20 protein-coding genes are annotated in these 21,694 nt (G+C 68.9%); 8 read left to right on the plus strand and 12 right to left on the minus strand.

Annotated elements, in window-relative coordinates:
* Positions 1-70 precede the first annotated feature (70 nt).
* The gene (locus DK427_RS07840; RefSeq protein ID WP_109950777.1) at positions 71-1,006 is read left to right on the plus strand and encodes a TAXI family TRAP transporter solute-binding subunit; all 936 of its coding nucleotides are present in this window, start codon (positions 71-73) and stop codon (positions 1,004-1,006) included.
* Here DK427_RS07840 and DK427_RS07845 read toward each other — a convergent pair.
* From DK427_RS07845 to DK427_RS07855, 3 genes are all read right to left on the minus strand, one after another.
* Entirely contained in the window at positions 957-1,946 is a 990-nt protein-coding gene (locus DK427_RS07845; protein ID WP_162559722.1) for a glycosyltransferase family protein, read from the minus strand. The two genes, DK427_RS07840 and DK427_RS07845, sit on opposite strands and share 50 nt — an antisense overlap.
* 113 nt (positions 1,947-2,059) lie before the next feature.
* Positions 2,060-2,890 carry an OmpA/MotB family protein gene (locus tag DK427_RS07850; protein ID WP_109950779.1) on the minus strand — a complete coding sequence of 277 codons (831 nt, stop codon included), beginning with the start codon at positions 2,888-2,890 and terminating at the stop codon, positions 2,060-2,062.
* 35 nt (positions 2,891-2,925) lie between these two features.
* A complete protein-coding gene (locus tag DK427_RS07855) occupies positions 2,926-3,699 on the minus strand; it encodes a motility protein A (protein WP_109950780.1) in 774 nt (257 codons plus the stop codon).
* 257 nt (positions 3,700-3,956) lie between these two features.
* Between DK427_RS07855 and DK427_RS07860 the strand changes: the two genes are divergently transcribed.
* Together DK427_RS07860 and DK427_RS07865 are read left to right on the plus strand one after the other, a co-directional pair.
* On the plus strand, positions 3,957-5,741 hold the full coding sequence (locus tag DK427_RS07860) for a glucan ABC transporter ATP-binding protein/ permease (protein ID WP_109950781.1): 1,785 nt from the start codon (positions 3,957-3,959) through the stop codon (positions 5,739-5,741).
* Positions 5,742-5,808: 67 nt separating this feature from the next.
* A complete protein-coding gene (locus DK427_RS07865) occupies positions 5,809-7,260 on the plus strand; it encodes a PepSY domain-containing protein (RefSeq protein ID WP_109950782.1) in 1,452 nt (483 codons plus the stop codon).
* A gap of 138 nt (positions 7,261-7,398) precedes the next feature.
* Here the strand turns inward: DK427_RS07865 and DK427_RS07870 are convergent, their stop codons facing one another.
* From DK427_RS07870 to DK427_RS07895, 6 genes are all read right to left on the minus strand, one after another.
* Positions 7,399-7,608, minus strand: coding sequence for a hypothetical protein (locus DK427_RS07870; RefSeq protein ID WP_245930836.1), 210 nt, complete (start codon positions 7,606-7,608; stop codon positions 7,399-7,401).
* 94 nt (positions 7,609-7,702) lie between these two features.
* Entirely contained in the window at positions 7,703-8,827 is a 1,125-nt protein-coding gene (gene ssuD / locus DK427_RS07875; protein ID WP_109950783.1) for an FMNH2-dependent alkanesulfonate monooxygenase, read from the minus strand.
* Between the two features lie 36 nt (positions 8,828-8,863).
* A complete protein-coding gene (locus DK427_RS07880) occupies positions 8,864-10,231 on the minus strand; it encodes an LLM class flavin-dependent oxidoreductase (protein ID WP_109950784.1) in 1,368 nt (455 codons plus the stop codon).
* 36 nt (positions 10,232-10,267) lie between these two features.
* Complete coding sequence (locus tag DK427_RS07885) at positions 10,268-10,921, minus strand: methionine ABC transporter permease (protein WP_109950785.1); 654 nt, start codon at positions 10,919-10,921, stop codon at positions 10,268-10,270.
* Positions 10,902-12,044 carry a methionine ABC transporter ATP-binding protein gene (locus DK427_RS07890; RefSeq protein WP_109950786.1) on the minus strand — a complete coding sequence of 381 codons (1,143 nt, stop codon included), beginning with the start codon at positions 12,042-12,044 and terminating at the stop codon, positions 10,902-10,904. The genes DK427_RS07885 and DK427_RS07890 overlap by 20 nt, the downstream gene beginning before the upstream one ends.
* Positions 12,044-12,844, minus strand: coding sequence for a MetQ/NlpA family ABC transporter substrate-binding protein (locus DK427_RS07895; protein ID WP_109950787.1), 801 nt, complete (start codon positions 12,842-12,844; stop codon positions 12,044-12,046). Before DK427_RS07895 ends, DK427_RS07890 begins: the two co-directional genes overlap by 1 nt.
* Positions 12,845-13,159: 315 nt before the next feature.
* Here DK427_RS07895 and DK427_RS07900 point away from each other — a divergent pair, with 315 nt between their 5' ends.
* Entirely contained in the window at positions 13,160-13,684 is a 525-nt protein-coding gene (locus DK427_RS07900; protein ID WP_109950788.1) for a prolyl-tRNA synthetase associated domain-containing protein, read from the plus strand.
* A 20-nt stretch (positions 13,685-13,704) separates the two neighbouring features.
* Here DK427_RS07900 and DK427_RS07905 read toward each other — a convergent pair whose 3' ends face one another.
* The gene (locus DK427_RS07905) at positions 13,705-15,066 is read right to left on the minus strand and encodes an L-serine ammonia-lyase (RefSeq protein ID WP_109950789.1); all 1,362 of its coding nucleotides are present in this window, start codon (positions 15,064-15,066) and stop codon (positions 13,705-13,707) included.
* 439 nt (positions 15,067-15,505) lie between these two features.
* Here DK427_RS07905 and DK427_RS07910 point away from each other — a divergent pair, with 439 nt between their 5' ends.
* Positions 15,506-16,318, plus strand: a complete 813-nt coding sequence (locus DK427_RS07910; RefSeq protein WP_109950790.1) for a tyrosine-type recombinase/integrase — start codon at positions 15,506-15,508, stop codon at positions 16,316-16,318.
* Between the two features lie 235 nt (positions 16,319-16,553).
* A protein-coding gene (locus DK427_RS07915; RefSeq protein WP_109950791.1) for an IS3 family transposase occupies positions 16,554-17,695 on the plus strand; the annotation gives its coding sequence in 2 pieces (ribosomal slippage) (positions 16,554-16,821 and positions 16,821-17,695; 1,143 coding nt in all).
* A 672-nt stretch (positions 17,696-18,367) separates the two neighbouring features.
* Here DK427_RS07915 and DK427_RS07925 read toward each other — a convergent pair.
* A complete protein-coding gene (locus tag DK427_RS07925) occupies positions 18,368-18,952 on the minus strand; it encodes a hypothetical protein (protein WP_109950793.1) in 585 nt (194 codons plus the stop codon).
* Between the two features lie 113 nt (positions 18,953-19,065).
* The gene (locus DK427_RS26130) at positions 19,066-19,473 is read right to left on the minus strand and encodes a hypothetical protein (RefSeq protein ID WP_162559723.1); all 408 of its coding nucleotides are present in this window, start codon (positions 19,471-19,473) and stop codon (positions 19,066-19,068) included.
* Between the two features lie 152 nt (positions 19,474-19,625).
* Between DK427_RS26130 and DK427_RS07930 the strand changes: the two genes are divergently transcribed.
* Together DK427_RS07930 and DK427_RS07935 are read left to right on the plus strand one after the other, a co-directional pair.
* A complete protein-coding gene (locus DK427_RS07930) occupies positions 19,626-20,231 on the plus strand; it encodes a recombinase family protein (protein ID WP_109950794.1) in 606 nt (201 codons plus the stop codon).
* 492 nt (positions 20,232-20,723) lie between these two features.
* Positions 20,724-21,047, plus strand: coding sequence for a winged helix-turn-helix transcriptional regulator (locus DK427_RS07935; protein WP_109950795.1), 324 nt, complete (start codon positions 20,724-20,726; stop codon positions 21,045-21,047).
* Positions 21,048-21,694 lie beyond the last annotated feature (647 nt).

Here is a 21,694-nt window from a genome sequence, read left to right on the forward strand (position 1 = left end):
GGGCAAGTAGCAGTCCAAGTAGCGGTCCAAGTAGCCGGGCGGGTCGCCAGCCGAGCCGGGGGAGGGGACGATGCGGTGCGCGGTGCGGTTCCTGCTGACGCTGCTCCTTCTCGCGGGCGCGGCCCGGGCCGGGGAACTGCGCCTCAGCCTCGGCACCGCGACGCCCGGCGGCGGTTTCCCGGCCTACGCGGAGGCGCTGGTCGGCGCCATGCGGACGGTCGATCCCGGCCTCGTGATCGAGACGCGCCCGACCGGCGGCTCGGTCGAGAACCTCGACCTCCTGCGCCGCGGCGCGCTCGACCTCGCGCTGGTGCAGGGGGCCTACGCCTATCCGGCGCTCGCGGGCAGCGACACTCCGCGGCTCGGCGTCATCGCCGCGATGTACCCGACCCCCGGCCTCTTCGTGCTCCCGCCCGGCAGCCCCGTGCGGCAGGTGGCGGACCTGCGCGGGCGCCCCGTCGCGCTCGGCACGCGGGATTCGGGCCTGACCGCCATGGGCCGGGCGGTGCTCGTGGCCTCGGGCCTTGACCCCGAGCGGGATGTCGAGCCCGTCCTCCTGGCCCGGGCGGGCGACGGGCCGGACCTCGTGCGCGCCGGAAAGGTTGCCGCTCTCTGGGGCGGCGGCCTGCGCTGGCCGGGTTTCATGGCGCTTGCCGGGGATCCGGGCGGCGCCCGCTTCCTCGCGCCTACACCCGAGGCGGTCGCCCGGCTCGTGGCCGAGCAGCCGGAGCTGCGCCGGATGCGCGTGCCGGCCGGGACCTTCCCGGGACAGGCTGAGCCGATCGACACGGTGGGCTCCTGGAGCCTGATCCTCGGCCGCGCGGACCTGCCGCCGGAGGCGGCCGAGCGCGTCGTCCGGGCGATGGACGGCGCGCGCGACGTACTCGCGCGGGCAACCGGCCAGGGCACGGGCAGCGACCCGCGCAACCTCGCCGAGGCGGTGCCGCCGGCCTGGCTCAATCCCGGGACAAGGCGGGCGCTCGCGGACCTCGCGCGGACACCCTAGTCCGCTTCGGGATCGTGCCCGAGCGATCGCGAAAGCTCTCGGCGAGGATCCGCTCGGCGACCCGCGCGCGGGTGTGGTGGGCCAGCACGCGCGCCTGTGCGGCCGCGGCCATCCGCTCCAGGCGGGGCTTGTCCACCAGCAGCGCCGGGATCGCGCCGAGCAGTGCGCCGGGTCCGGGCTCGTAGTGGAAGCAGTGGACCCCGTGCCGCAGCGGCAGCGCGCGCGGGTAGGCCGGCCGGCTGGTCAGCGCGACGAAGCTGGCAAAGTCCGCCTCGTAGTGCCGGTAGCAATCCCAGCCGAAACCGTCGGGCGAGACCACCAGCCAGGCGCGGGCGATCGCCTCCAGGTAGGCGGGGTAGGGCAGGGGATCGTCCGGCAGGTGGATCCGGTAGCCGGCCGCCTGCAGCACGCAGAGATCCTGCATCGCCCAGCGCCGGGCCGCGTTGCAGAGCCAGCCGGCGAAGAACACGTCGGTGTCCTTGATGAAGGCGGCGGGCCGGCGCGCTGCCTCGGGGATGAACAGGCCGGTCGGCCGCAGCCACGGGTCGCGCCCGGCCTGCGGCAGCTCCAACTCGCGCTTGAAATAGGCCGCGCGGGTGTCGCTGATGTCGAGGATGACGCAGCGCGTCCGCCCCAGCACGAGACGGCCGAGCGCCCCAACCAGGCGCGGCCGGCGGCTTCCGGGGAGCAGGGCCGCCTTCAGGAGGAGCTTGGCGCGGGATTGCCGGTCGGTATGGCCCGGATGCAGGGCCGCCACCACGACGAGATAGAAGCGTCGCAGAAGGAGCCGCAGCAGGACCCGGGCGGCGGTGCGCGCGCCGAGTGCCTCGGGCGTCTGCGATTCGGAGGCGGTCAGCGGCCCGCCCCAGCGCAGCCACATCGTCCGCTCCGGTGCGGGCGCCTTGAACACGCCGACCCGGCTGATTTCCAGTACCCGCATCCGCCGCCCTTGGCACCGCGCCGGACGCGCGGCGGGCGCACTGTTCCTCCGCGCGCGCGGTGCCGGGCCAAGCGCGCCGATGGGGAGGGGGCGCCGCCTTCGGTGGTCGCCCGCTACGGCAGGCCCCGGACCGGCACGGGCGGCGCCTCCTTCAGCAGCGTCACCGTCACCCGGCGGTTGGCCGCGAGGTAGGGATTGTCGGGAAACAGGGGCTCGGTGTCGGCCTTGCCCGAGACCGAGGCGAAGCGGTCGTCGGGCACGCCTGCGCCGGCCAGGATCTCGCGGGTGCTGATCGCGCGGCCGGCCGAGATTTCCCAGGGCGGCGCGAGCGGGCGCCGGCCGGGTCGGTCGGTCGCGGTGAAGCCCGTCACCGCGATGCGGTTCGGCATCTGGCGCAGCAGGGGAGCGAGCTTCTCCAGGAGGCGCCGGGTCTGCTCGGTCGGGCGGCTCGACCCGTCCGGAAACATCGCGCGGCCGTCCTGGTCGACGATCGAGACGTCGAGGCCCTGCTCGGTCTTGGCGACGACGACGTGCTTCGACAATTCGGAGATGTCGGGCAGGTCCTGCAGCGCCTGGCGCAGGGAGGCGGCGGCCAGCCCGAAGCTGTCCGGCTCGCTCGCGCTGTTCACGCCGTAGGATGCGTCCGAATCCGGCCGCGGCGGGGTGGTGCGGTCCGTCGCGCGGTCGGGAGGGATGTCACGCAGGTAGCGGACGTGGTCGGCGGCCGGCAGGCCCTTGTACTCGATGATGCCGGCGAACTTCGATTCCTTGTTGACGCCGAAGGCGTCGCGCATCGAGCCCGCCACCGCCTGCATCTTCTTCTGATCCTGCGTCGAGTACGCGGCAATCATCACGAAGAAGCTCATCAGGAGCGCCATCAGGTCGGCGAAGGTGACGAACCAGCCGTGGCCGCCATGGGCCCCGCCGCGCTTCTTCTTGGCCACCGTGCGGGCCCTCCGCTACCGATCCCCGGCCATCGTCACGCCGCCGCCTCCTCGAGCGGCTCGCGGTGGTTGTGCGGCAGGTAGGCCACCAGCATCTCGCGCACCAGCGTCGGGCTCTTCTGGTCGCGGATCATCAGGATGCCGTCGATGATAAGCGAGCGGGAGACGTCCTCCTCCTCCAGCTTCACGTGCAGCTTGTCGGCGATCGGCAGGGCGGCGAGGTTGGCGATCAGCGCGCCGTAGAGGGTGGCGAGCAGCGCGGTCGCCATGGCGGGGCCGAGCTTGGAGGGGTCCGACATGTTGGCGAACATCGTCACCATGCCGAGGATGGTGCCGATCATGCCCCAGGCCGGCGCGCAGTCGCCGAAGGCCCGGTAGATCTTCGAGCCCTCGTCGAGATGCATCAGGAAGTTGTCGCGGTCGCGCTCCATCGTGTCGCGGATGAACTCGCGGTCGTAGCCGTCGGCGATGTAGCGCGCGCCCTGGGCAAGGAACGGGTCGGAGATGTCCATGTTCTCCAACGCCATCGGGCCGCTCTTGCGCACGGTCTCGGCGATCTTGGTGATCTCCTCGATCAGGTCGTGCGGCTTCACCGCCCGCATGGTGAAGGCGTAGCGCAGGCCCATCGGCAGGCCGTGGGCGATGGTCGAGAACGGGAAGCGGATGGTGGTCGCCGCTATGGCGCCGCCGAAGATCACGATGACCGCGTGCTTGTCGAAATAGGCGGCGAAGTTGCCGCCGTCGATCATGATCAGCGTGAACACCACGCCGACGCCGCCGAGCAGCCCGATACCGGTTGCGAGATCCATGATGTGACGACCCGGCGCGGAATATCGGAGGGCGCGGCGCCGCGGCGCTTGCGGCACGCGCCTCCCGAGCGGTAGCAAATCGTGCTGAACGAACCGTAAAGAGCCGGGCCCTGAACTCGGCCGTCATGCGCCGTTCAGCCGGGAGGCCTCATAAGCCTCCCATGCCGAGGTGCCACGGCCCGCCGAGAGAGCGGCGCGCGGACCCTGGGAGCGGTCGGCGGGCCCTGCCCGCCACCGAGGGGAGCATCGGAGTTCGCATGTCGCTGGTTCGTCTCTACGCGCGGGTGCTGGGACTGCTCGGCACCGACCGCAGGCTGGCGTGGGCGCTGGCCGGCGCGAATGTGACGCTGGCGGTGGCGGCCTTCGCCGAGCCGCTGCTGATGGGCCGCATCATCGACCAGCTCACCCACCTGAAGCGCGGCGGCGACGCCATGGGCACGATGCTGCCCCTGATCCTCGCCTGGGTCGGCTTCGGCTTCTTCACCATCGCGGCGGGCGTCGCGATCGCCCTCCACGCCGACCGACTGGCGCACCGCAACCGCCTCGGCACCATGGCGCGCTACTTCGAGCACGTGCTCGACCTGCCGCTCGCCTTCCACGCCTCGAACCATTCCGGCACCGTCCTCAAGGCGATGCTGGAGGGCACGAACGGCATGAACAGCTTCTGGCTCGGCTTCTTCCGCGACCACCTCGCGGCGCTGATCTCGCTCGGCGTGCTCCTGCCGATGACGCTGTTCGTGAACTGGAAGCTCGGCCTCATCCTGGTGGTGCTGGTGATGGTGTTCACCGCGCTCACCACGTTCGTGATGCGCCGCACCGAGACGCTGCAGGGCCGCGTCGAGGCCTACAATTCGGGTCTGGCCGCCCACGCCTCTGACGCGCTCGGCAACGTCGCGGTCATCCAGTCCTTCACCCGCGCCAAGGCGGAGAAGGAGGCGATGCGCGACATCATCCAGAATCTGCTCGCCGCGCAGATCCCGGTCCTGTCCTGGTGGGCGCTGGCCAACGTCGCCACGCGCGCCTCCGCCACCATCACCATGACGGCGATCTTCGTCACCGGCATCTTCCTGTACCAGGCCGGCACCACGACGGTCGGCGAGGTCGTGGCCTTCATGGGGCTCGCGACCGCCCTCGTGGCGCGCCTCGACCACGTGGTCGGCTTCGTCAACGGCGTTTTCCAGCAGGCCCCGAAGATCGCCGAGTTCTTCGCAATCTTCGATACGGTTCCGGCGGTGCGCGACCGGCCGCACGCGAAGCAGGTCGCCCGCTTCGAGGGCGAGGTCAGCTTCGAGGGCGTTGAGTTCTCCTACGACGGTCGCCGCAAGGCGCTCGACGGGGTCTCGTTCTCGGCGCGCGCCGGCGAGACGGTGGCGCTCGTCGGCACCACGGGTTCGGGCAAGTCGACCACGCTCGGCCTCCTGCACCGCAGCTTCGACCCGGCGGCCGGCGCGATCCGGATCGACGGGCTCGACATCCGCGACATCGGTCTCGCCTCGCTCCGGCACAACATCGGCGTGGTCTTCCAGGAGCCGATGCTCTTCGCCCGCTCGATCCGCGAGAACCTGCAGGTCGGCTGCCCCGAGGCGACTGACGCCGAGATGCTCGACGCCCTGGAGCGGGCCCAGGCTTCCGCCTTCATGGCGCGCCAGCCCGACGGGCTCGACACGATCATCGGCGAGCGCGGCCGCTCGCTGTCGGGCGGCGAGCGCCAGCGCCTCTCGATCGCCCGGGCTCTGCTGAAGAACCCGCCGATCCTGATCCTCGACGAGGCGACCTCGGCGCTGGACGCCGCCACCGAGCGCAAGCTCCAGGGCGCGCTGGAGACCGTGATGGAGGGCCGCACCACCTTCGTGATCGCCCACCGCCTCGCCACGATCCGCAACGCCGACCGCATCCTGGTCTTCCACGAGGGCAGGATCGTCGAGGCCGGCACCTTCGACGAGCTGGTGGCCGAGGGCGGCCGCTTCGCCGAACTCGCCCGGGCCCAGTTCATGGCCGCCGAGGCGGAGGAGACCGGCGTCGAGATGGCGATGGCGGCGTGACCCGGCGAGCCCTCCCCACGGGGAGGGCTCCCGCGCGCGGACGGCCCGCCGATCGTAAACGCCCGACATGAGCGCGCTCGGAAAGCGCCTGCGGCGGTGGCTCTACCTCGGCCATCGCTGGCTCGGCATCCTCACCGGCCTGCTCTTCGCCACCTGGTTCGTCTCCGGCGTGGTGATGATGTATGTGGGCTTCCCGCATCTGAGCGACGCCGAGCGCCGCGCGGCGCTCTCGCCGATCGCCTGGGACCGCGTGGCGATCGAGCCCAAGGCGGCCCTGGACCGGGCCAGCCTGGCACGTGCGGCGGTGCGCCGCCTCGACCTCGCGATGCTGGCGGACGAGCCGGTCTGGCGCCTGACGCCCTGGGAGGGCCCGCGCCGCACGCTCTCGGCCCTCGATGGACGCGCGATCGAGGCCGTCCCGGCCGAGCAGGCCCTGGCGGCTGCGCGCCACCACCCGGCCGCCGCCACCGTGACCGATCTCGGCCTCGTCGAGCGCGATCAGTGGACAGTGCCGCAGCGCTTCGACCCGCTGCGCCCCTTCCACCGCGTGGCGCTGGGAGACGCGGCCGACACCCACCTGTACGTCTCGGCCGCGACGGGCGAGATCGCGCTGGACGCCACCGGGCACGAGCGGTTCTGGAACTGGTTCGGCGCGGTGCCGCACTGGATCTACTTCACGCCGCTGCGGGCGCAGGTCGATCTCTGGCGCGACGTGGTGCTCTGGCTCTCCGGGATCGGGATCGTCGGGGCCGTTACCGGCCTCGTCGTCGGCGTGATGCGGGTGCGCCTGCGGCGGCGCTACGCCCGGAGCCGGGTCACGCCCTACCGGGGCTGGATGGCGTGGCACCATATCGGCGGCCTCGTGGCCGGCACGACGCTCGTCACCTTCGTCGCGAGCGGCTGGATCTCGATGAACCCCAACCGCTGGTTCTCGCCGCGCGAGCCGGACCGCGCGGCGCTCGAGCGCTACGCCGGACCCGCGGAGCCGTGGCCGAACATCGACCGCGCGGCCCTGGCCGCAGCCTGCCCGGATGCGCGGGAAGCGCGCCTCGCCCGCCTCGACGGGCAGGCGCAGATGCTCCTCGCCTGCGCGGACGGGCGGGTGATCCCCTGCTGCGGGGCGGCGCCGGACCCGGCGCGGATCGCCTCAGCCGCGGCCCGGCTCGTGCCCGGGGCCGCGGCACCGATCGTCGAGCGGCTCGTCTCCGAGGATCTCTACTGGTACGGCCATCACCGCGACGCGCGGGTGCTGCCGGTGCTGCGCGTCCGCTTCGCGGATGCGGCCGCGACGTGGTTCCACATCGACCCGGCGACCGGCGAGATCCTGAACCGGACCGACCGCTCGAACCGCGTCTACCGCTGGCTGTTCAACGCCCCCCACAGCTTCGATTTCGGGCCGCTCCTCCGGCATCGGCCGGCCTGGGATCTCCTCCTGATCGTCCTGCTGCTCGGCGGCCTGCTGATCTCGGCCTCCGGCGTGGTCATCGGCTGGCGGCGGCTCGGGCTGACGATGCGCTAGAGCGCTCTCCGCCGAAGTGGACGCCGGTTCGGCGCAAGAGAGCACGTCAAAACAAGGACTTAGAGCCGTCCCGATTGCAACGTGATCGGGAATGGCTCTAGGGCCGCCCCGCACGGTAGCCGGGGCCGCAGAGACTGCTCAGGACCGCCCCGCGCCGTATGCCATGGCCGACCGCGCGACGAGGAGCGGGGTCCAGAAGTGGACCAGGCCCGTGCCGCTCCATACGGTGAACCGTTCGCCGCAGCCGGTCGTGTTCATCGCGCATCCCAGGGGGACGAGGTAGAAGAACCACACGGCCGTCGCCACGAGCAGGCCGAGGCCGAAGAACAGTGCAGCGATCCGCATCATCGCCCACCTCCCGCAGATCGGCCGATAAACGGGTTCCCGGCCCCGGGGAAGCGCTCGGGAGCCGGCCGGAGCCCTGACAGAACGGTACCGCGGCTCAGCGCCGGGTGGCGCGGATGTCGAAGGCGCCGCCGGTCTGGGCGGAGTCGTGCAGCGTCACGGGCACCTTGCCGGCGATCAGCGGGAAGGCGAGTTCGGCGAAGCGGATCGACTCCTCCAGGTGCGGGTAGCCGGAGAGCACGAAGGTGTCGACGCCGAGCGCCGCGTAGTCGTTGAGCCGCTGCACCACCTGCTCGGGCGAGCCGACCAGCGCCGTGCCCGCGCCGCCGCGCACCAGCCCGACGCCGGCCCAGAGATTCGGCGCCACCACGAGCCGGTCGCGGCGCCCCCCATGCAGCGCCGCCATCCGGGCCTGCCCGACCGAGTCCATGCGGGCGTAGTTGGCCTGGGCGCGGGCGATGTCCTCGTCGGTCAGCCGGCTGATCAGGCGGTCGGCCGCGGCCCAGGCCTCGTCCTCCGTCTCGCGCACGATGACGTGGAGGCGCACGCCGAAGCGCACGCTGCGACCCTCGCGCGCCGCCCGGGCGCGGACGTCGGCGATCTTCTCCCCTACCGCCTCAGGCGGCTCGCCCCAGGTCAGGTAGGCGTCGACGTGCCGGGCCGCGAGGTCGTGGGCGGCGGGCGAGGAGCCGCCGAAATAGAGTGGCGGCCAGGGCGTCTGCACGGCGGGGTGGAAGTTCCGCGCGCCCTGGACGCGGACGTGACGCCCCTCGAAATCGACCGTCTCGCCCGCCATCAGCCGCTTCCAGACGGTGAGGTACTCGTCGGCCGCGGCGTAGCGCTCGGCGTGGTCGTAGAAGGCGCCGTCGGCGGCGAGTTCGGTGGCATCGCCCCCCACCACCACGTTGAGGAGGAGCCGCCCGCCCAGCGCCTCGTCCAGCGCCGCGGCCTGCCGCGCGCCGAGCGTCGGGCCGGTGATCGAGGTGCGCAGGGCCACCAGGAGCTTGATGCGCCGGGTGACGGTGACGAGGCTCGCGGCGGTGACCCAGGGATCGGTGCAGGAGGCGCCGGTGGGAATCAGCAACCCGTCGTAGCCGAGCCGGTCCGCGGTCTCGGCGATCTGCCGGATATAGGCGTTGCTGGGCGCCCGGCCGGAGTCGGACGTGCCGAGATAGCGCGTATCGCCGGAGGTCGGCAGGAACCAGAAGACGTCGTAGGCCATGGGTTGTCCTGGTGGGGGCTTTCCTGGGCGTGTTCGTCAGGCCGCCGGGGCGGCACCGGAGCGGAAGGCGCTGGCAGCGTGGCGAGCCGGCAGGCGGTCCCCCGCAGCGAAGAGCTTTTGGCGCAGCGAGCCCTCCGCGTAGGCGGTCTTGTAGAGCCCGCGGTCCTGAAGCTCCGGGATCACGAGGGCGATGAAGTCCTCGAAGCTCTCCGGCACGACGATGCGGCTGAGGTTGAACCCGTCGATCTCGCCCTCCTCGATCCAGGCCTGCAATTCGTCGGCGACCGTGGCGGCGTCCCCCGTGAGCACGGCGTAGCGCCCGCCGAGCCCGAGTTCGGCGAGCAGGTCGCGTTTGGTCAGACCGCGCTTGGCCGCCGCGGAGGTCGCGGACTGGATGGCATTGCCGGGCGCGTAGGGGATCGGGTCGTCGAGGCCGTAGGCGGCGAAGTCGATGCCGGTCGAGGCGGAGAAGTGCGCCAGCCCCGCCTCGGGGCTGGCGTAGCGCAGGTACTCGGCGCGCTTGTCCTCGGCCTCCGCCTTCGTCCGCCCCGGGATGATCGCGATGCCGACGAAGACCTTCACGTCCTCGGGGTTCCGGCCGGCCGCCGCGGCCTCGGCCCGCACGGCGCGGGCGGCCTCGCGGGCGCTCGCGCGGTCGCGTGCGGAGATGAACACGCACTCGGCGTGGCGGCCCGCGAACGCCCGGCCGCGGCCCGAGGCGCCGGCCTGGTAGAGCACCGGCGTGCGCTGGGGAGAGGGCTCGCAGAGATGGTAGCCCGCGACCTCGAAGAACTCCCCGCGATGCGCGACCGGGCGGATGCGGGTGGGGTCGGCGAAGACGCGGGCGGCGGGATCGCGCCGCACCGCCGCGTCGTCCCAGCTCCCCTCCCAGAGCCGGTAGAGCACCTCCAGATACTCCTCGGCGTAGTCGTAGCGCCGGTCGTGGGTGGGAAGCGCGCCGCTGCCCTGGCCGCGATGGGCACTCTCGAGATAGCCGGTCACGATGTTCCAGCCGATGCGGCCGCCCGTCAGGTGGTCGAGGGTCGAGAAGCGCCGGGCGAAGGTCGAGGGCGCCTCGGTGTGCACGTTGACGGTGATGCCGAAGCCCAGGTGCTCCGTCACCGCCGCCATGGCGGAGACCAGCACGGTCGGGTCGTTGACGGGCAGCTGCACGGCCTCGCGCGCGGTCACGTCGATGTCCCCGCCGTAGATGTCGTAGACGCCGATGATGTCGGCGATGAACAGCCCGTCGAACAGGCCGCGCTCCAGGAGCTTCGCCTGGTCGGTCCAGTAGGCGAGCGTGTTGTAGGCGGTCGAGCGGTCGCGCGGATGGGTCCAGAGCCCGTGGTTGATGTGGCCGATGCAAGCCATGTTGAACGCGTTGAGGAGGATCTGCTTCGTCATCGGTCCCCTGGAGAGCAAGCGGGTGCGCGCCGTTCGTCAGCGGGCGCGCAGGCGCCGCACGGCGCTGTCGCCCGCGAACTGCACGAGGCAGACGAGCGCGATCAGGATCGCGATCACCGCCAGCATCACGGTGGTGTCGAAGCGCTGGTAGCCGTAGCGGATGGCGACATCGCCGAGCCCGCCGGCGCCGACCGCGCCCGCCATGGCGGAGGCGCCGATCATCGAGACGACGGTGATGGTGAGCCCGCCGAGGATGCCCGGCAGCGCCTCGGGCAGCAGGACGTGGAGGAGGATGTGGCGGCGGCGGCAGCCGATCGACTGCGCAGCCTCGATCAGCCCCGCATCGACCTCGCGCAACGATACCTCGGCGATCCGGGCGAAGAACGGCGTAGCGCTGACCGAGAGCGGCACGATCGCCGCCCAGACGCCGATCGTGGTGCCGGCGACGAGCCGGGTGAACGGGATCAGCGCCACCAGCAGCACGATGAAGGGCACCGCCCGGAAGCCGTTGACGAGGGTTCCGACCACCCGGTTCGCCCGCGGCGCCGGGAAGATGCCGCCCGGCCCCGAGGTGACGAGGAAGAGCGCGAGCGGGAGCCCCGCCAGCACGGCGATGCCCGCCGAGACGCCAACCATGAAGAGCGTGTCGAGGCAGGCTTGGGAGAGGCGGTCAATCATCTGCGGCGACATAGCCGATCCTCTCGATCGTGATCCCGTCGAGCGCGGCGAGGCGCTCCGCCGGCTCGGTGCCCGCGACGCAGACCAGCATCCGGCCGACCGCGCGGCCCTGGATCCGCTCGATGCCGGCCTGGAGCAGGCGCACCGGCGCGCCCGCGGCCGCCGTCAGCGCCGAGAGGTCGGGGGCCTCGCCCGCGCAGGTGATCCGCAGCAGGGCCTGCGCCCCCGGCGCGGGCGCCGGGCGCAGCCGGGCCGCGAGGTCCTCGGGCAGGCCGCGGGTCAGCGGTTCGAGGAGCGCGCGGGTCGCCGGATGCTCCGGGGCCCCGAAGACGCGCCAGACCGGCCCGGTCTCGACGGCGCGGCCCTGGTCCAGCACCACCACGTCGGTGCAGATCTCGCGGATCACGCTCATCTCGTGGGTGATCAGCACGATGGTGATCCCGAGGCGGCGGTTGATGTCGCGGAGCAGGGAGAGGATCTGGAGCGTCGTCTCGGGGTCCAGCGCCGAGGTCGCCTCGTCGCAGAGCAGGATCTCCGGACGGCTGACGAGCGCGCGGGCGATGCCGACCCGCTGCTTCTGCCCGCCCGAGAGGCGCGAGGGATAGGCCTCCGCCTTGTCCTCCAGCCCGACGAGGCGCAGGGCCTCCTCCACCCGCCGCCCGATCTCGGCGCGCGGCACCCCGGCCACGGCGAGCGGCAACGCCACGTTCTGCCGCACGGTCTTGGCCGAGAGCAGGTTGAAGTGCTGGAAGATCATGCCGATGCGCCGCCGCAGCGCCACGAGCCCGGCCGCGTCCAGCGCCCCGATCGGCTCACCGTCGATCAGCACCCGGCCGGCGCTCGGCTGCTCCAGCCGGTTCACGGTGCGCAGCAGGCTCGACTTGCCGGCCCCCGAGCGGCCGATGATGCCGAAGATCGCGCCAGCGGGGATCGCGAGGTCGATGCCATCCAGCGCCCGTACCGCACCCGAGGCGGCATGGTAGATCTTCGAGACCCCCTCGAACCGCACGGTGCCGGCGGCCGGGCGGATGTCCTCACCGGCAGCCCGATCGATCGTCGTGTGACGGGCGGCCGGACCGCTGCGGGCGATCCAGGCGCCGGCGTCGCGGAGACTGTCGAAGGCGAGGCCGGGCATCAGTTGAGCCACGCCAGCAGGTAGAGCTTGTCGCTGTCGGCGAAGGACCTGTGGATCTGCGCCTTCACCGCATCCGATCCTTGAAAGAGCGCGACGAACTTGGCGATCGTCGGGTCGTCCTTGCGCTTGGCCTTGGTGACGAAGCTCACCGCGAAGAGCTTGTCCTCGATACCGGAATAGATCAGGCCGCTCTTCGGATCGAAGGCCTTGGCCGCGACGATGAAGTGCGGGTAGCCCTGCGCGAGGTCGACGTCGCCGGTGACGCGCACGAGCTGCGGACCCTCGACCTCGGTGAATTTCAGCTTTTTCGGGTTTTCGGTGATGTCGTCGAGGGTGCCGAGGAAGCCGACGCCGTCCTTCAGTTTGATCAGCCCTGCCTTCTGGAGCAGCAGCAGGCCGCGGCCCTGGTTCACCGGATCGTTGGCGATCGCGACGCGCCCGCCGACCGGGATCTGGTCGAGGCTCTTGTGCTTCAGGGAGTAGAGGCCGAGATTCTGCAGGATCCCGGCGCCGACGATCTCGAAATCGTAGCCCTTCTGCTTCTCGGTATTCTCCATGAAGGGGCGGTGCTGGAAGAAGTTCACGTCGATGTCGCCGGCGTCGAGCGCGACGTTGGGCGTCGTCCAGTCGCTGAACTCGACCACCTTCACGTCGAGGCCCTTCGCCTTGGCCTCCTGCGCCGCGACGTTGACCGCATCCGCGTAGGCGCCCGGCACCACGCCGACCGTCAGGCTCTCCGCCCGCGCGGCGAACCCGCCGAGCACCAGGGCGGCGACGGCGATCAGTCTTGGAACACGCATCTGTGGAACTCGTAGGTCTGGCGGCTCGGCGGAGCCGGCCTGTCGGCAGGGCGCATCGATCCGGGCGCGCCCGATCGTGCACATCGCCCGATCTGGAGACGAGCGGACCTGTAGAGCGAGGATCGATACTTATGCCATGCTAGAGCGAACGATCCTGGCCCGACATTCCAAAGATCCGAGATGTCGGGTGAAAACGACCTCTCGCGCCGCGGCATGGAGGAAACTTCGTTCCGGCTCCCACCGCGGGTACAGGCTCAGCACCGAGATCGTGGCCTGTCCTCCGGACGGCGTCGCGATCCACCCGCGAGACGATCCATGCCCCTGAGTTCCGACGACCTGCTGGCCCGGCTGCAAGCCCGCGGCATCACCTACAGGCTCTACGAGCACCCGCCGGTCCCGACCGTCGAGGCGATGCTGGCGGCCTGCGGCGACATCGCGGGCGCCCACACTAAGAACCTGTTTCTCCGCGACGGGAAGCGGACGTACTTCCTCGTCACGCTCCGCCACGACGCGCGGGTCGATCTCAAGGCGTTCCGGTCCGTGCTCGGTGCCCGCGGCGGCCTGTCCTTCGCGAGTGCCGAGGCGCTGCACGAGCAGCTCGGCGTCGCGGGCGGCGCCGTCTCGCCGCTGGCCGCTCTCAACGCCGCGCCGGGCAGCGTGCGGGTCTTCATCCAGGACAGCCTGCTGGCGCAGACCCTGGTGAACGTGCACCCGCTGGTGAGCACGCGCACCCTCAACCTCGTCCCGGGCGACCTGCTCGACGTCCTGCGCGCGGCGGGCCACGAGCCCGTCGCCTTCGCGCTGCCGGACACGGCACCCGCGGGCACGCCGGCCGCCTGAGGGCGCGGCCGGAATCCGCCTCAGCAGGCCGCGACGTTGACGGCGAGGCCGCCGAGCGAGGTTTCCTTGTACTTCGCCTGCATGTCGTGGCCGGTTTGGCGCATCGTCTCGATGACCTCGTCGAGGGTGACGAAGTGGACGCCGTCGCCCCGCAGCGCCAGGGAGGCGGCGGCGACCGCCTTGTTGGCCCCGAAGGCGTTGCGCTCGATGCAGGGGATCTGCACCAGCCCGCCGATCGGGTCGCAGGTCATGCCGAGATGGTGTTCCATCGCGATCTCGGCGGCGTTCTCGACCTGGCGGGCGTCCCCGCCCAGCACCGCGGCGAGCCCTGCCGCCGCCATGGCGGCCGCCGAGCCGACCTCGCCCTGGCAGCCGACCTCGGCGCCGGAGATCGAGGCGCGGCGCTTGATCAGCCCGCCGACCGCGGTGGCCGTCAGAAGGTAGGCGCGCCCGTGCGCCTCCGACCAGCCGGGGCAGAAGTCGACGCCGTAGCGCAGCACCGCCGGCACGATGCCGGCGGCCCCGTTGGTCGGCGCGGTGACGACACGCCCGCCCGAGGCGTTCTCCTCGTTGACCGCCAGCGCGAACAGGCTGATCCAGTCCATGATCTCGTGGGCGGGCCGGTCGTTGGCGCCGCGCCGGGCCGCCTCCAGGGCCTCGTGCAGGCGGCGCGCCCGGCGGCGCACCTTCAGGCCGCCGGGCAGCTCGCCCTCCATGCGCAGGCCCCGCGCGATGCAGGCGAGCATCGCGTCGCGGATGGCATCGAGCCCGGCGTCGATCTCCGCCTCGGACCGAAGCGCGCGTTCGTTGGCCATCTGGACCTGCGCGATCGTCAGGCCGGTCCCGGCGCAGATCCGCAGCAGGTCGGCCCCGCTCTCGAAGGGATGGGGCACCGCGACAGCCTCGATCCCGGCCTCCTCGGCGGCGCCCGCCTCCTCCACGAAGCCGCCGCCGACCGAGTAGCAGACCATCTCGTCGACCAGCGCGCCGGCGGCGCCGTGCGCGCGGAAGCGCATGCCGTTGGTGTGGCGCGCCAGGATCTCGGTAAAGTTGAAGACGAGGTCGTGCTCGGGATCGAAGGCGATCCCGGGCAGGCCGACGTCGCCGGTCTCAGCGAGTGCCCGGACATAGTCCGGGACACGGTCCGGATCGACGGTCGCCGGGTCGTGCCCGAGCAGCCCGAGGAAGATCGCCGTGTCCGTGCCGTGGCCGCGCCCGGTCCAGGCGAGCGAGCCGTAGATCTCCGCGTCCACCCGCACGACCGTGCCCGTGGGCCGGGCCGCGACCCGCTCGCGGAAACGGCGCGCGGCGACCATCGGGCCGATCGTGTGCGAGCTGGACGGGCCGATCCCGATCTTGAACAGGTCGAAGGCGCTGATCATCGCGCGGTGGTTCCCTCCGCCGAGCCCCACTCCGCGGCAGGCCTTCGCCAGCAAGGCGCGCGCTGGCCCAAATGGGGAAGCCGGCACGCGACACCGTAGCACGGAACCGGGCCGGCGCGGCGGATCGTCGGATGATGCGGTCACGGGATCAGCCGGGGACGGCGTGTGACCGTACTGTCCCGAACGCTGAGATGATCTTGGAAGTTTTGGTGGGCGCACTAGGGTTCGAACCTAGGACCCGCTGAAGAGTACGTGGCGAAGCTTGCTCCAATCGCTAGAAAGGTCAGTAGGTTGGGCGAAAAACGCGTTTCGAAGCAGGAGGTTAATGTTGCCATTGGCTGACATTCGTGTACGCTGACGCTTGGTCGAAGTCCGCAGATGTGCGGACACAGTGCGGACACAGTGCGGACACAGTGCGGACACGAAGGCGGCGGGTTGCATGGTGCAACGGATAACTGAGACCTTCGTCAAGTCAGCACCCCGGCCTGAGACGGGTTCGCGGATTGTCTATGATGCCGATCTGAAAGGGTTCGGCCTGCGGCTGACGGCAGGGGGAGCCCGCGCGTTCATCCTCAACTATCGCTCCGCTGGTCGCGAGCGCCGCCTCACAATCGGCTCCTACCCGGAATGGTCGGCCACCGCCGCTCGGAAAGAAGCCGAGGCGTTAAAGCGCAAAATCGACATGGGGCACGATCCCATGACCGCGAGGGATGAAGAGCGGGCCAGCCCAAACATCGCCGAGCTTTGCGACCTCTACATATTGCGCCATCTGCCAAAGAAACGCCCGGCCTCTCAGCGAGACGATCTGTCCGCCATCGAAAAGATCATCAAGCCGAAGCTCGGCACGACGAAGGTCGCTTTGCTGCGTCACTCGGATGTTGAGACGCTACACCGGGACATTTCAAAGCGTGCACCCTTTCGAGCGAACAGGGTCGTTGCTCTTCTGAGCAAGATGTTCAGCCTCGCCGTAAAGTGGGGCTACCGAACGGATAACCCTGTGAAGGGCATCGATCGAAACCCCGAGAATTCCCGCTCACGATACCTGAGCCGGATCGAGCTTGGGCGTCTCGCTGACGCGCTCGACGGATACGCCAATCAGAACGTCGCATCGGCCATCCGTTTGCTCCTTTTCACTGGAGCCCGCCGCATGGAGGTGCTGAGTGCGCAGTGGGCGCACTTTGACTTAGAGGCGGGCGCCTGGACCAAGCCAAAGACGAATACGAAGCAAAAGCGCGAGCACCGGGTGCCATGACGTGACCGGCTGGCTTTGGACCGAGCTGATTGAGAGGATCAGCCAGGACCGAAGGAGTCGGACATGCGACGAGGACAGAAGACGAGCGCGGAGCAGGTGGTGCTGAAGCTGCGCCAGATCGAGGTGCAGACGGCGCAGGGCAAGAACTTAGCGCTAGCGTGCAAGGAGGTGACGTGACCGGCTGGCTTTGGACCGAGCTGATTGAGAGGATCAGCCAGGACCGAAGGAGTCGGACATGCGACGAGGACAGAAGACGAGCGCGGAGCAGGTGGTGCTGAAGCTGCGCCAGATCGAGGTGCAGACGGCGCAGGGCAAGAACTTAGCGCTAGCGTGCAAGGAGGCAGAGATCTCTGAGCAAAGCTACTACCGCTGGCGCAAAGAGTACGGCGGCCTGCAGGTCGATCAGGCGCGGAAGATGAAGGATCTGGAGCGCGAGAACGCTCGGTTGCGGCGGCTTGTGGCCGACCTGTCCTTGGAGAAGCAGGTGTTGGCGGACGTCGCGGCGGGAAACTTGTAGCCCCCGAGCGACGCCGGCAGGCGGTTGACGGCATCCAAGAGAAGTACGGCCTCTCGGAACGTCACGCCTGCCGGATCGTCGGCCAGCATCGGGGCACGCAGCGCTACGTGCCCACCGTGTTGGCCGACGAGGATGGGCTGACCCGCGCCATCGTCGCCCTGGCATCCGAGTACGGGCGCTATGGCTACCGCCGCGTCACCGCCCTGCTGCAGGCAGCGGGCTGGCAGGTGGGCAAAGATCGGGTTCAGCGTATCTGGCGTCGTGAGGGGCTGAAGGTCCCGCAGAAGCACCGCCCGCGCAGCCGCCTCTGGCTGAACGACGGGTCCTGCGTGCGCCTACGGCCGCTCCGCCGCAATCACGTCTGGAGCTTCGACTTCGTGCAGGCTCAGACCCACGACGGGCGGAGCTTGCGCATCCTGACGCTGATCGATGAGCACAGCCGGGCGTGCCTGGCGCTGAAGGTGGCTCGGCGCATCAACAGCCTGGGCGTGATCGAGGCGCTGGCCGACGCGATGTGCCTGCACGGCATCCCGGAACACATCCGTTGCGACAATGGTCCGGAGATGATCGCGAAGGCATTGCGCAAGTGGGTCGCCAAGGCAGGCTGCCAGATCCAGTACATTGCGCCCGGCTCGCCGTGGGAGAACGGGTACTGTGAGAGCTTCAACGGCAAGCTGCGCGATGAGTGCCTACGGCAGGAAATCTTCTACTCATTGAGAGAAGCGCAGATCGTGATCGGGCTGTGGCAAAACACTTACAACCGCGTCCGGCCGCACTCGTCCCTGGGCTACCGGCCGCCCGCGCCTGTCAGCTTCCCTGATCTGGCCTTCCGGCTACCCATGGCAGCGGCCATGCAGTAGCCTCTCAATTGGCTCGGTCCAAAATACCGGTCAGGTCAGTATGCCGCGCCTCTGACATTCAACCAGGGTTGTGCCACTCCCGACAAACGGATCTAGCACGGCCGTATCAGGTGGTATGGGCAGGATATCGAGGAGCGTACCTGGAATGTCCGGAATGAATTTGGCGGGATAAGGGTGAATGGCTTCAAGTTCGCTCAGCCGCTTTCGGCCAGCGAAGCTCCAATCAACCGCGTTAAGGGCTGCAGCTATATCAGCGACGACTGGCCCAGGCTCTTGGGTGCCTCGCACACGATTGTGCTGTGGTACCATCAGCTCTGCCCTGCATTCTCGTTCGCGCTACTGGCTCGGATCAGACGTATCATAACAAAACAACCTTAGCAGGTGCGTGATAGGGCGCCCAACTCATACCGCTGCACCCGCACCATGACATCTCCGCACGATGGTGCTGGCGCACCGATGCAATCTGACACCATCCCACCTTGGCGTTAACGCACCGTTGCGCCTTTGCACCTTGGCATCTCAGCACGAAGATGCGGCAGCACCACTGTGCCTCAGTACCACGGTACCAAAGCACCAGAGTGCAGGCATTACCGTCCAAGCCGGTCAAAACGTACCGTAGCACCATGGTGCTTAAGTGCCCGCGTCCCGGAATTTGCACCCGGGCGCAAAAGGCTACTCTCCCATAGGAGGCAGCGGGCGGCCCATCGCGGCGCGCCACGCATCGACCACGTTCTGAAGGATGCACGATAGGGCACGTTCGGTCCCATCGTTCAGGGTCACAATGACCTGCTCCACCCCGCCGAACTTGCCTTCACCCCACGCCATTTTGCCGAAGCCGGTGGAACTGGTGACGGTAGCCGCGGCCGATGTGATCCGGCGGGGTACCCGTCGCCCTTGCGTTAGCACTGCGTGCTTGAAAGCATCAGCTACATCACCCAACAGGTGCACGTCGTCGGGCTGTGCGATGCCCCGGAGCATCTTGCAGTGGTTCGCCTGGAGCCAATCACGTAGCCGATCTAAGCCGGCGAGGTTCGCCGGCATCCATGATGGGCGTGGCTGCTCCGCCCATGCGTAGTCGCCCATCTGATGGGCCTTGGTCGCAGCATTCCATGCAGCTTGCATCACATCATCGCGCGCCGCCTCAAGCTCATCTGGCGTGCCGTGTAACGCCGCTTGGGTGAGTGCGCCTTCGGCCGCAATGAAGCGGCGGAACTCGGGTGCTACCTGCTTGTCGAAGAACCGGGCTGCGTCTGTCATCCGCGCTCCCCCCCTGCCTCGGAAGGTATGCCGTCCGGCGAGTTCCGCCGGGAAGTGCAACCGATTGCGCAGAGCGGGGCGGGTACTCGACCCGCCCTTCGTGTAGGCCGCCGTCACTTCTTGCTGAGGAGCGCCTTCGCGAGTGCCAGCTTGTCAGCAGGAACGACCTTTTGGGTCAGCAATGGCTCTTCAAACTCCGGCGGCATGATGAACCAGGTCGGGAAGCCGCGGGCGCTCGGGTTGCCAGCAGCAGAGCCACCCTCGTCATTCCCGTTCCAACGAGCGGCCAGCCTCACCTTGTCATACCACCGTCCGACAGCAAGGGACCAAGCACCCTCATCCGTGGTGCTGGGTCCTCCGTCATAGAGGACGTGGAGGAGTGTCCAGGCACCCCTGGGGGAGTGAACGTCTTCAGCCTTGATGTAAGCCATAGTGCTCTCATTGGTGTTTGCACACCATGAACGGTTGGTGTCGGCAATGGTTTCAAGACACCAAGGAGAAATCTGCCCGAAGGTGGACACCCACCCAACCGGCAGCCCTTTTGTATCAATAGGGTAAACCCCGACAAGGCAGTGGCATGAGACGCATTTCGCGTCTCATAAGGGTTGACTTCGAATTTTCGAGGCAGCAGATTGCGAGGGTCTAGATCCTAACGAGACATTCGAGGCAACGAATGACCGTCCGTCCCCGCACCGCTGTCAGTGCCTCGGATGCAGCCCCGACCGGCCACCTGTACGGCTACGCCCGCGTCTCCACGACGGATCAAGACCTCTCCATCCAAGAGGATGCGCTACGGGCCGCCGGCTGTGAGATCGTGCGGGCCGAGAAGCGCAGCGGCACGAGCCGGGACGGCCGGACCGAGTTGGTTACGCTCCTGGATTTCATTCGGGCCGGTGACACGCTGATGGTCACCCGCGTTGACCGGCTCGCCCGCTCGATCGGAGACCTTCAGGACATTGTCCGCACTCTGAAGGCGAAGGGCGCTCACCTGAAGGCGACCGAACAGCCAATCGACACGAGCACCGCGGCCGGCAAGGCGTTCCTGGACATGCTCGGTGTGTTCGCCGAGTTCGAGACCAACATCCGCCGGGAACGCCAACTGGAGGGCATCGCCAAGGCGAAGGAGGAAGGGAAGTACAAGGGGCGCCCCCCATCGATCGATGCCACGCAGGTCCGGGCGCTCCAGGCGGAAGGGCTCGGCGCCAGTGCCATCGCTGCCAAGCTCGGGATCGGCCGGGCTTCCGTCTACCGGCTCCTTGGCGAGAAGGGGGGCGAGTGATGCGCACCGCCAACCACACGACCTACGCTGGCCCTGGGCGCATCATCCTGACCCCGGCGCCGGCCGGGACGCCACGGTGCTACCGACTTGCCCCTCGCGCTCTCCGGCACCGGAAGCCCCTGCCGGCTGCCGAGCTTCAAGCCCGCTTGTCCCGGCTAGATCCTGGCACCGTATGGGCCGAGCTTCACGCCCTGACGTACCCGGCCGAGCCCGTGCTGATAGCGGCTGGGCATGATGTGTCTTGGCGAGATGCCGTTGCCCGATGGCTGGCGATGTGGACCGGCCATGCGGTGCCCGAACTCGATTCTATGAGCCACCGTCCGCAGCGCGCTCATCCACGCGTCTGGCGTAAGTCATTGATACACAAGTAAATTAAAGTATTCATATCAGAATTTATAGCTGCACCTAGATTACGTGTCAAAGACACAGCATTTTACACTTGCAATGCAAGTCTATGCGTGTATGTTCAGCCTCAACATAAGGGGCTGACAGATGAGTTTGCTTATCCTGAATGACATCCATCCATCGCTGAAACATGATGGTCAAGGACGCTCCCGCAAGTCTGCAATTTTGGAGCCCGGAGCCCGAGGCGAGATTGAAAATCGCATTCTGTCGCTGTTGCGCCGCTCTCCGCAGGTAAGTGCAGAAGCCATCGCGCGGGATTTGAAGCTGCCGGAGGAGCCTGTCCGGCGCGCGATCAATGATCTTCGGGACCGCAACTTGGTCCGGAGCCACACCGATGCTTTTGGTGGCACTCGCCTGGAAGCTGTGAACTCCTCTGTGACCGTAGCGTCCTACACCTTCCTCGGTTCGTAATTTTGCTCCCGGGTGCAGAGTTTTTGGGATGCCGGCTTCGGGAGGTGGTGCTCACCGGAGTTGGCGGGGGCGGCGGGGCTTCCTCGGCCGGGTCTGCCGCCCCGTTCAGATGCCGGCCGGTGGCTTACCCTCCACTATCCGGCCGGGGCGGCGGGGTGTTGCAACCACCGTGTCCGTCGCTCCACCCATCGCGGCGTGCTCCTCCAGGGGCACGCCGCTTTCCGTTTAGTAGGAGGCCACATGCCCGAGTACGTGAACGTCAACTTCCGCATGCCGGCCACCATGAGGCGGGAAATTGAAACGATGGCAGCGACCGATCCCGGGAACGCTCTCCGGGCCATAACGGTGTCTGATGTCATCCGGACAGCACTCGCGCACCACCTCGCCACCCACCGAGCGGCAATGGAGAGCGACAATGTCCAACAACCTAGGTCGGCGCCACAGGTACCAGTACAGAAAAGGCTCCGGCAGTGCTTTCCTCGATAGCCTTAAGGTCTACCGGCTAGCGCATCACCCAGAGGTGCCAGACGCGATCCTTGTGTCGGATAAGACGGTCCGAGAGTACCACCGACGCCTTGTCAGATTGCCTTCTGGATGTGTGGAATTCCGCGGCAAGAACGGCCGCAAGCTACGGGCCAAGTACCCCA

The sequence above is a fragment of the Methylobacterium radiodurans genome (assembly GCF_003173735.1).
Lineage (GTDB): Bacteria > Pseudomonadota > Alphaproteobacteria > Rhizobiales > Beijerinckiaceae > Methylobacterium > Methylobacterium radiodurans.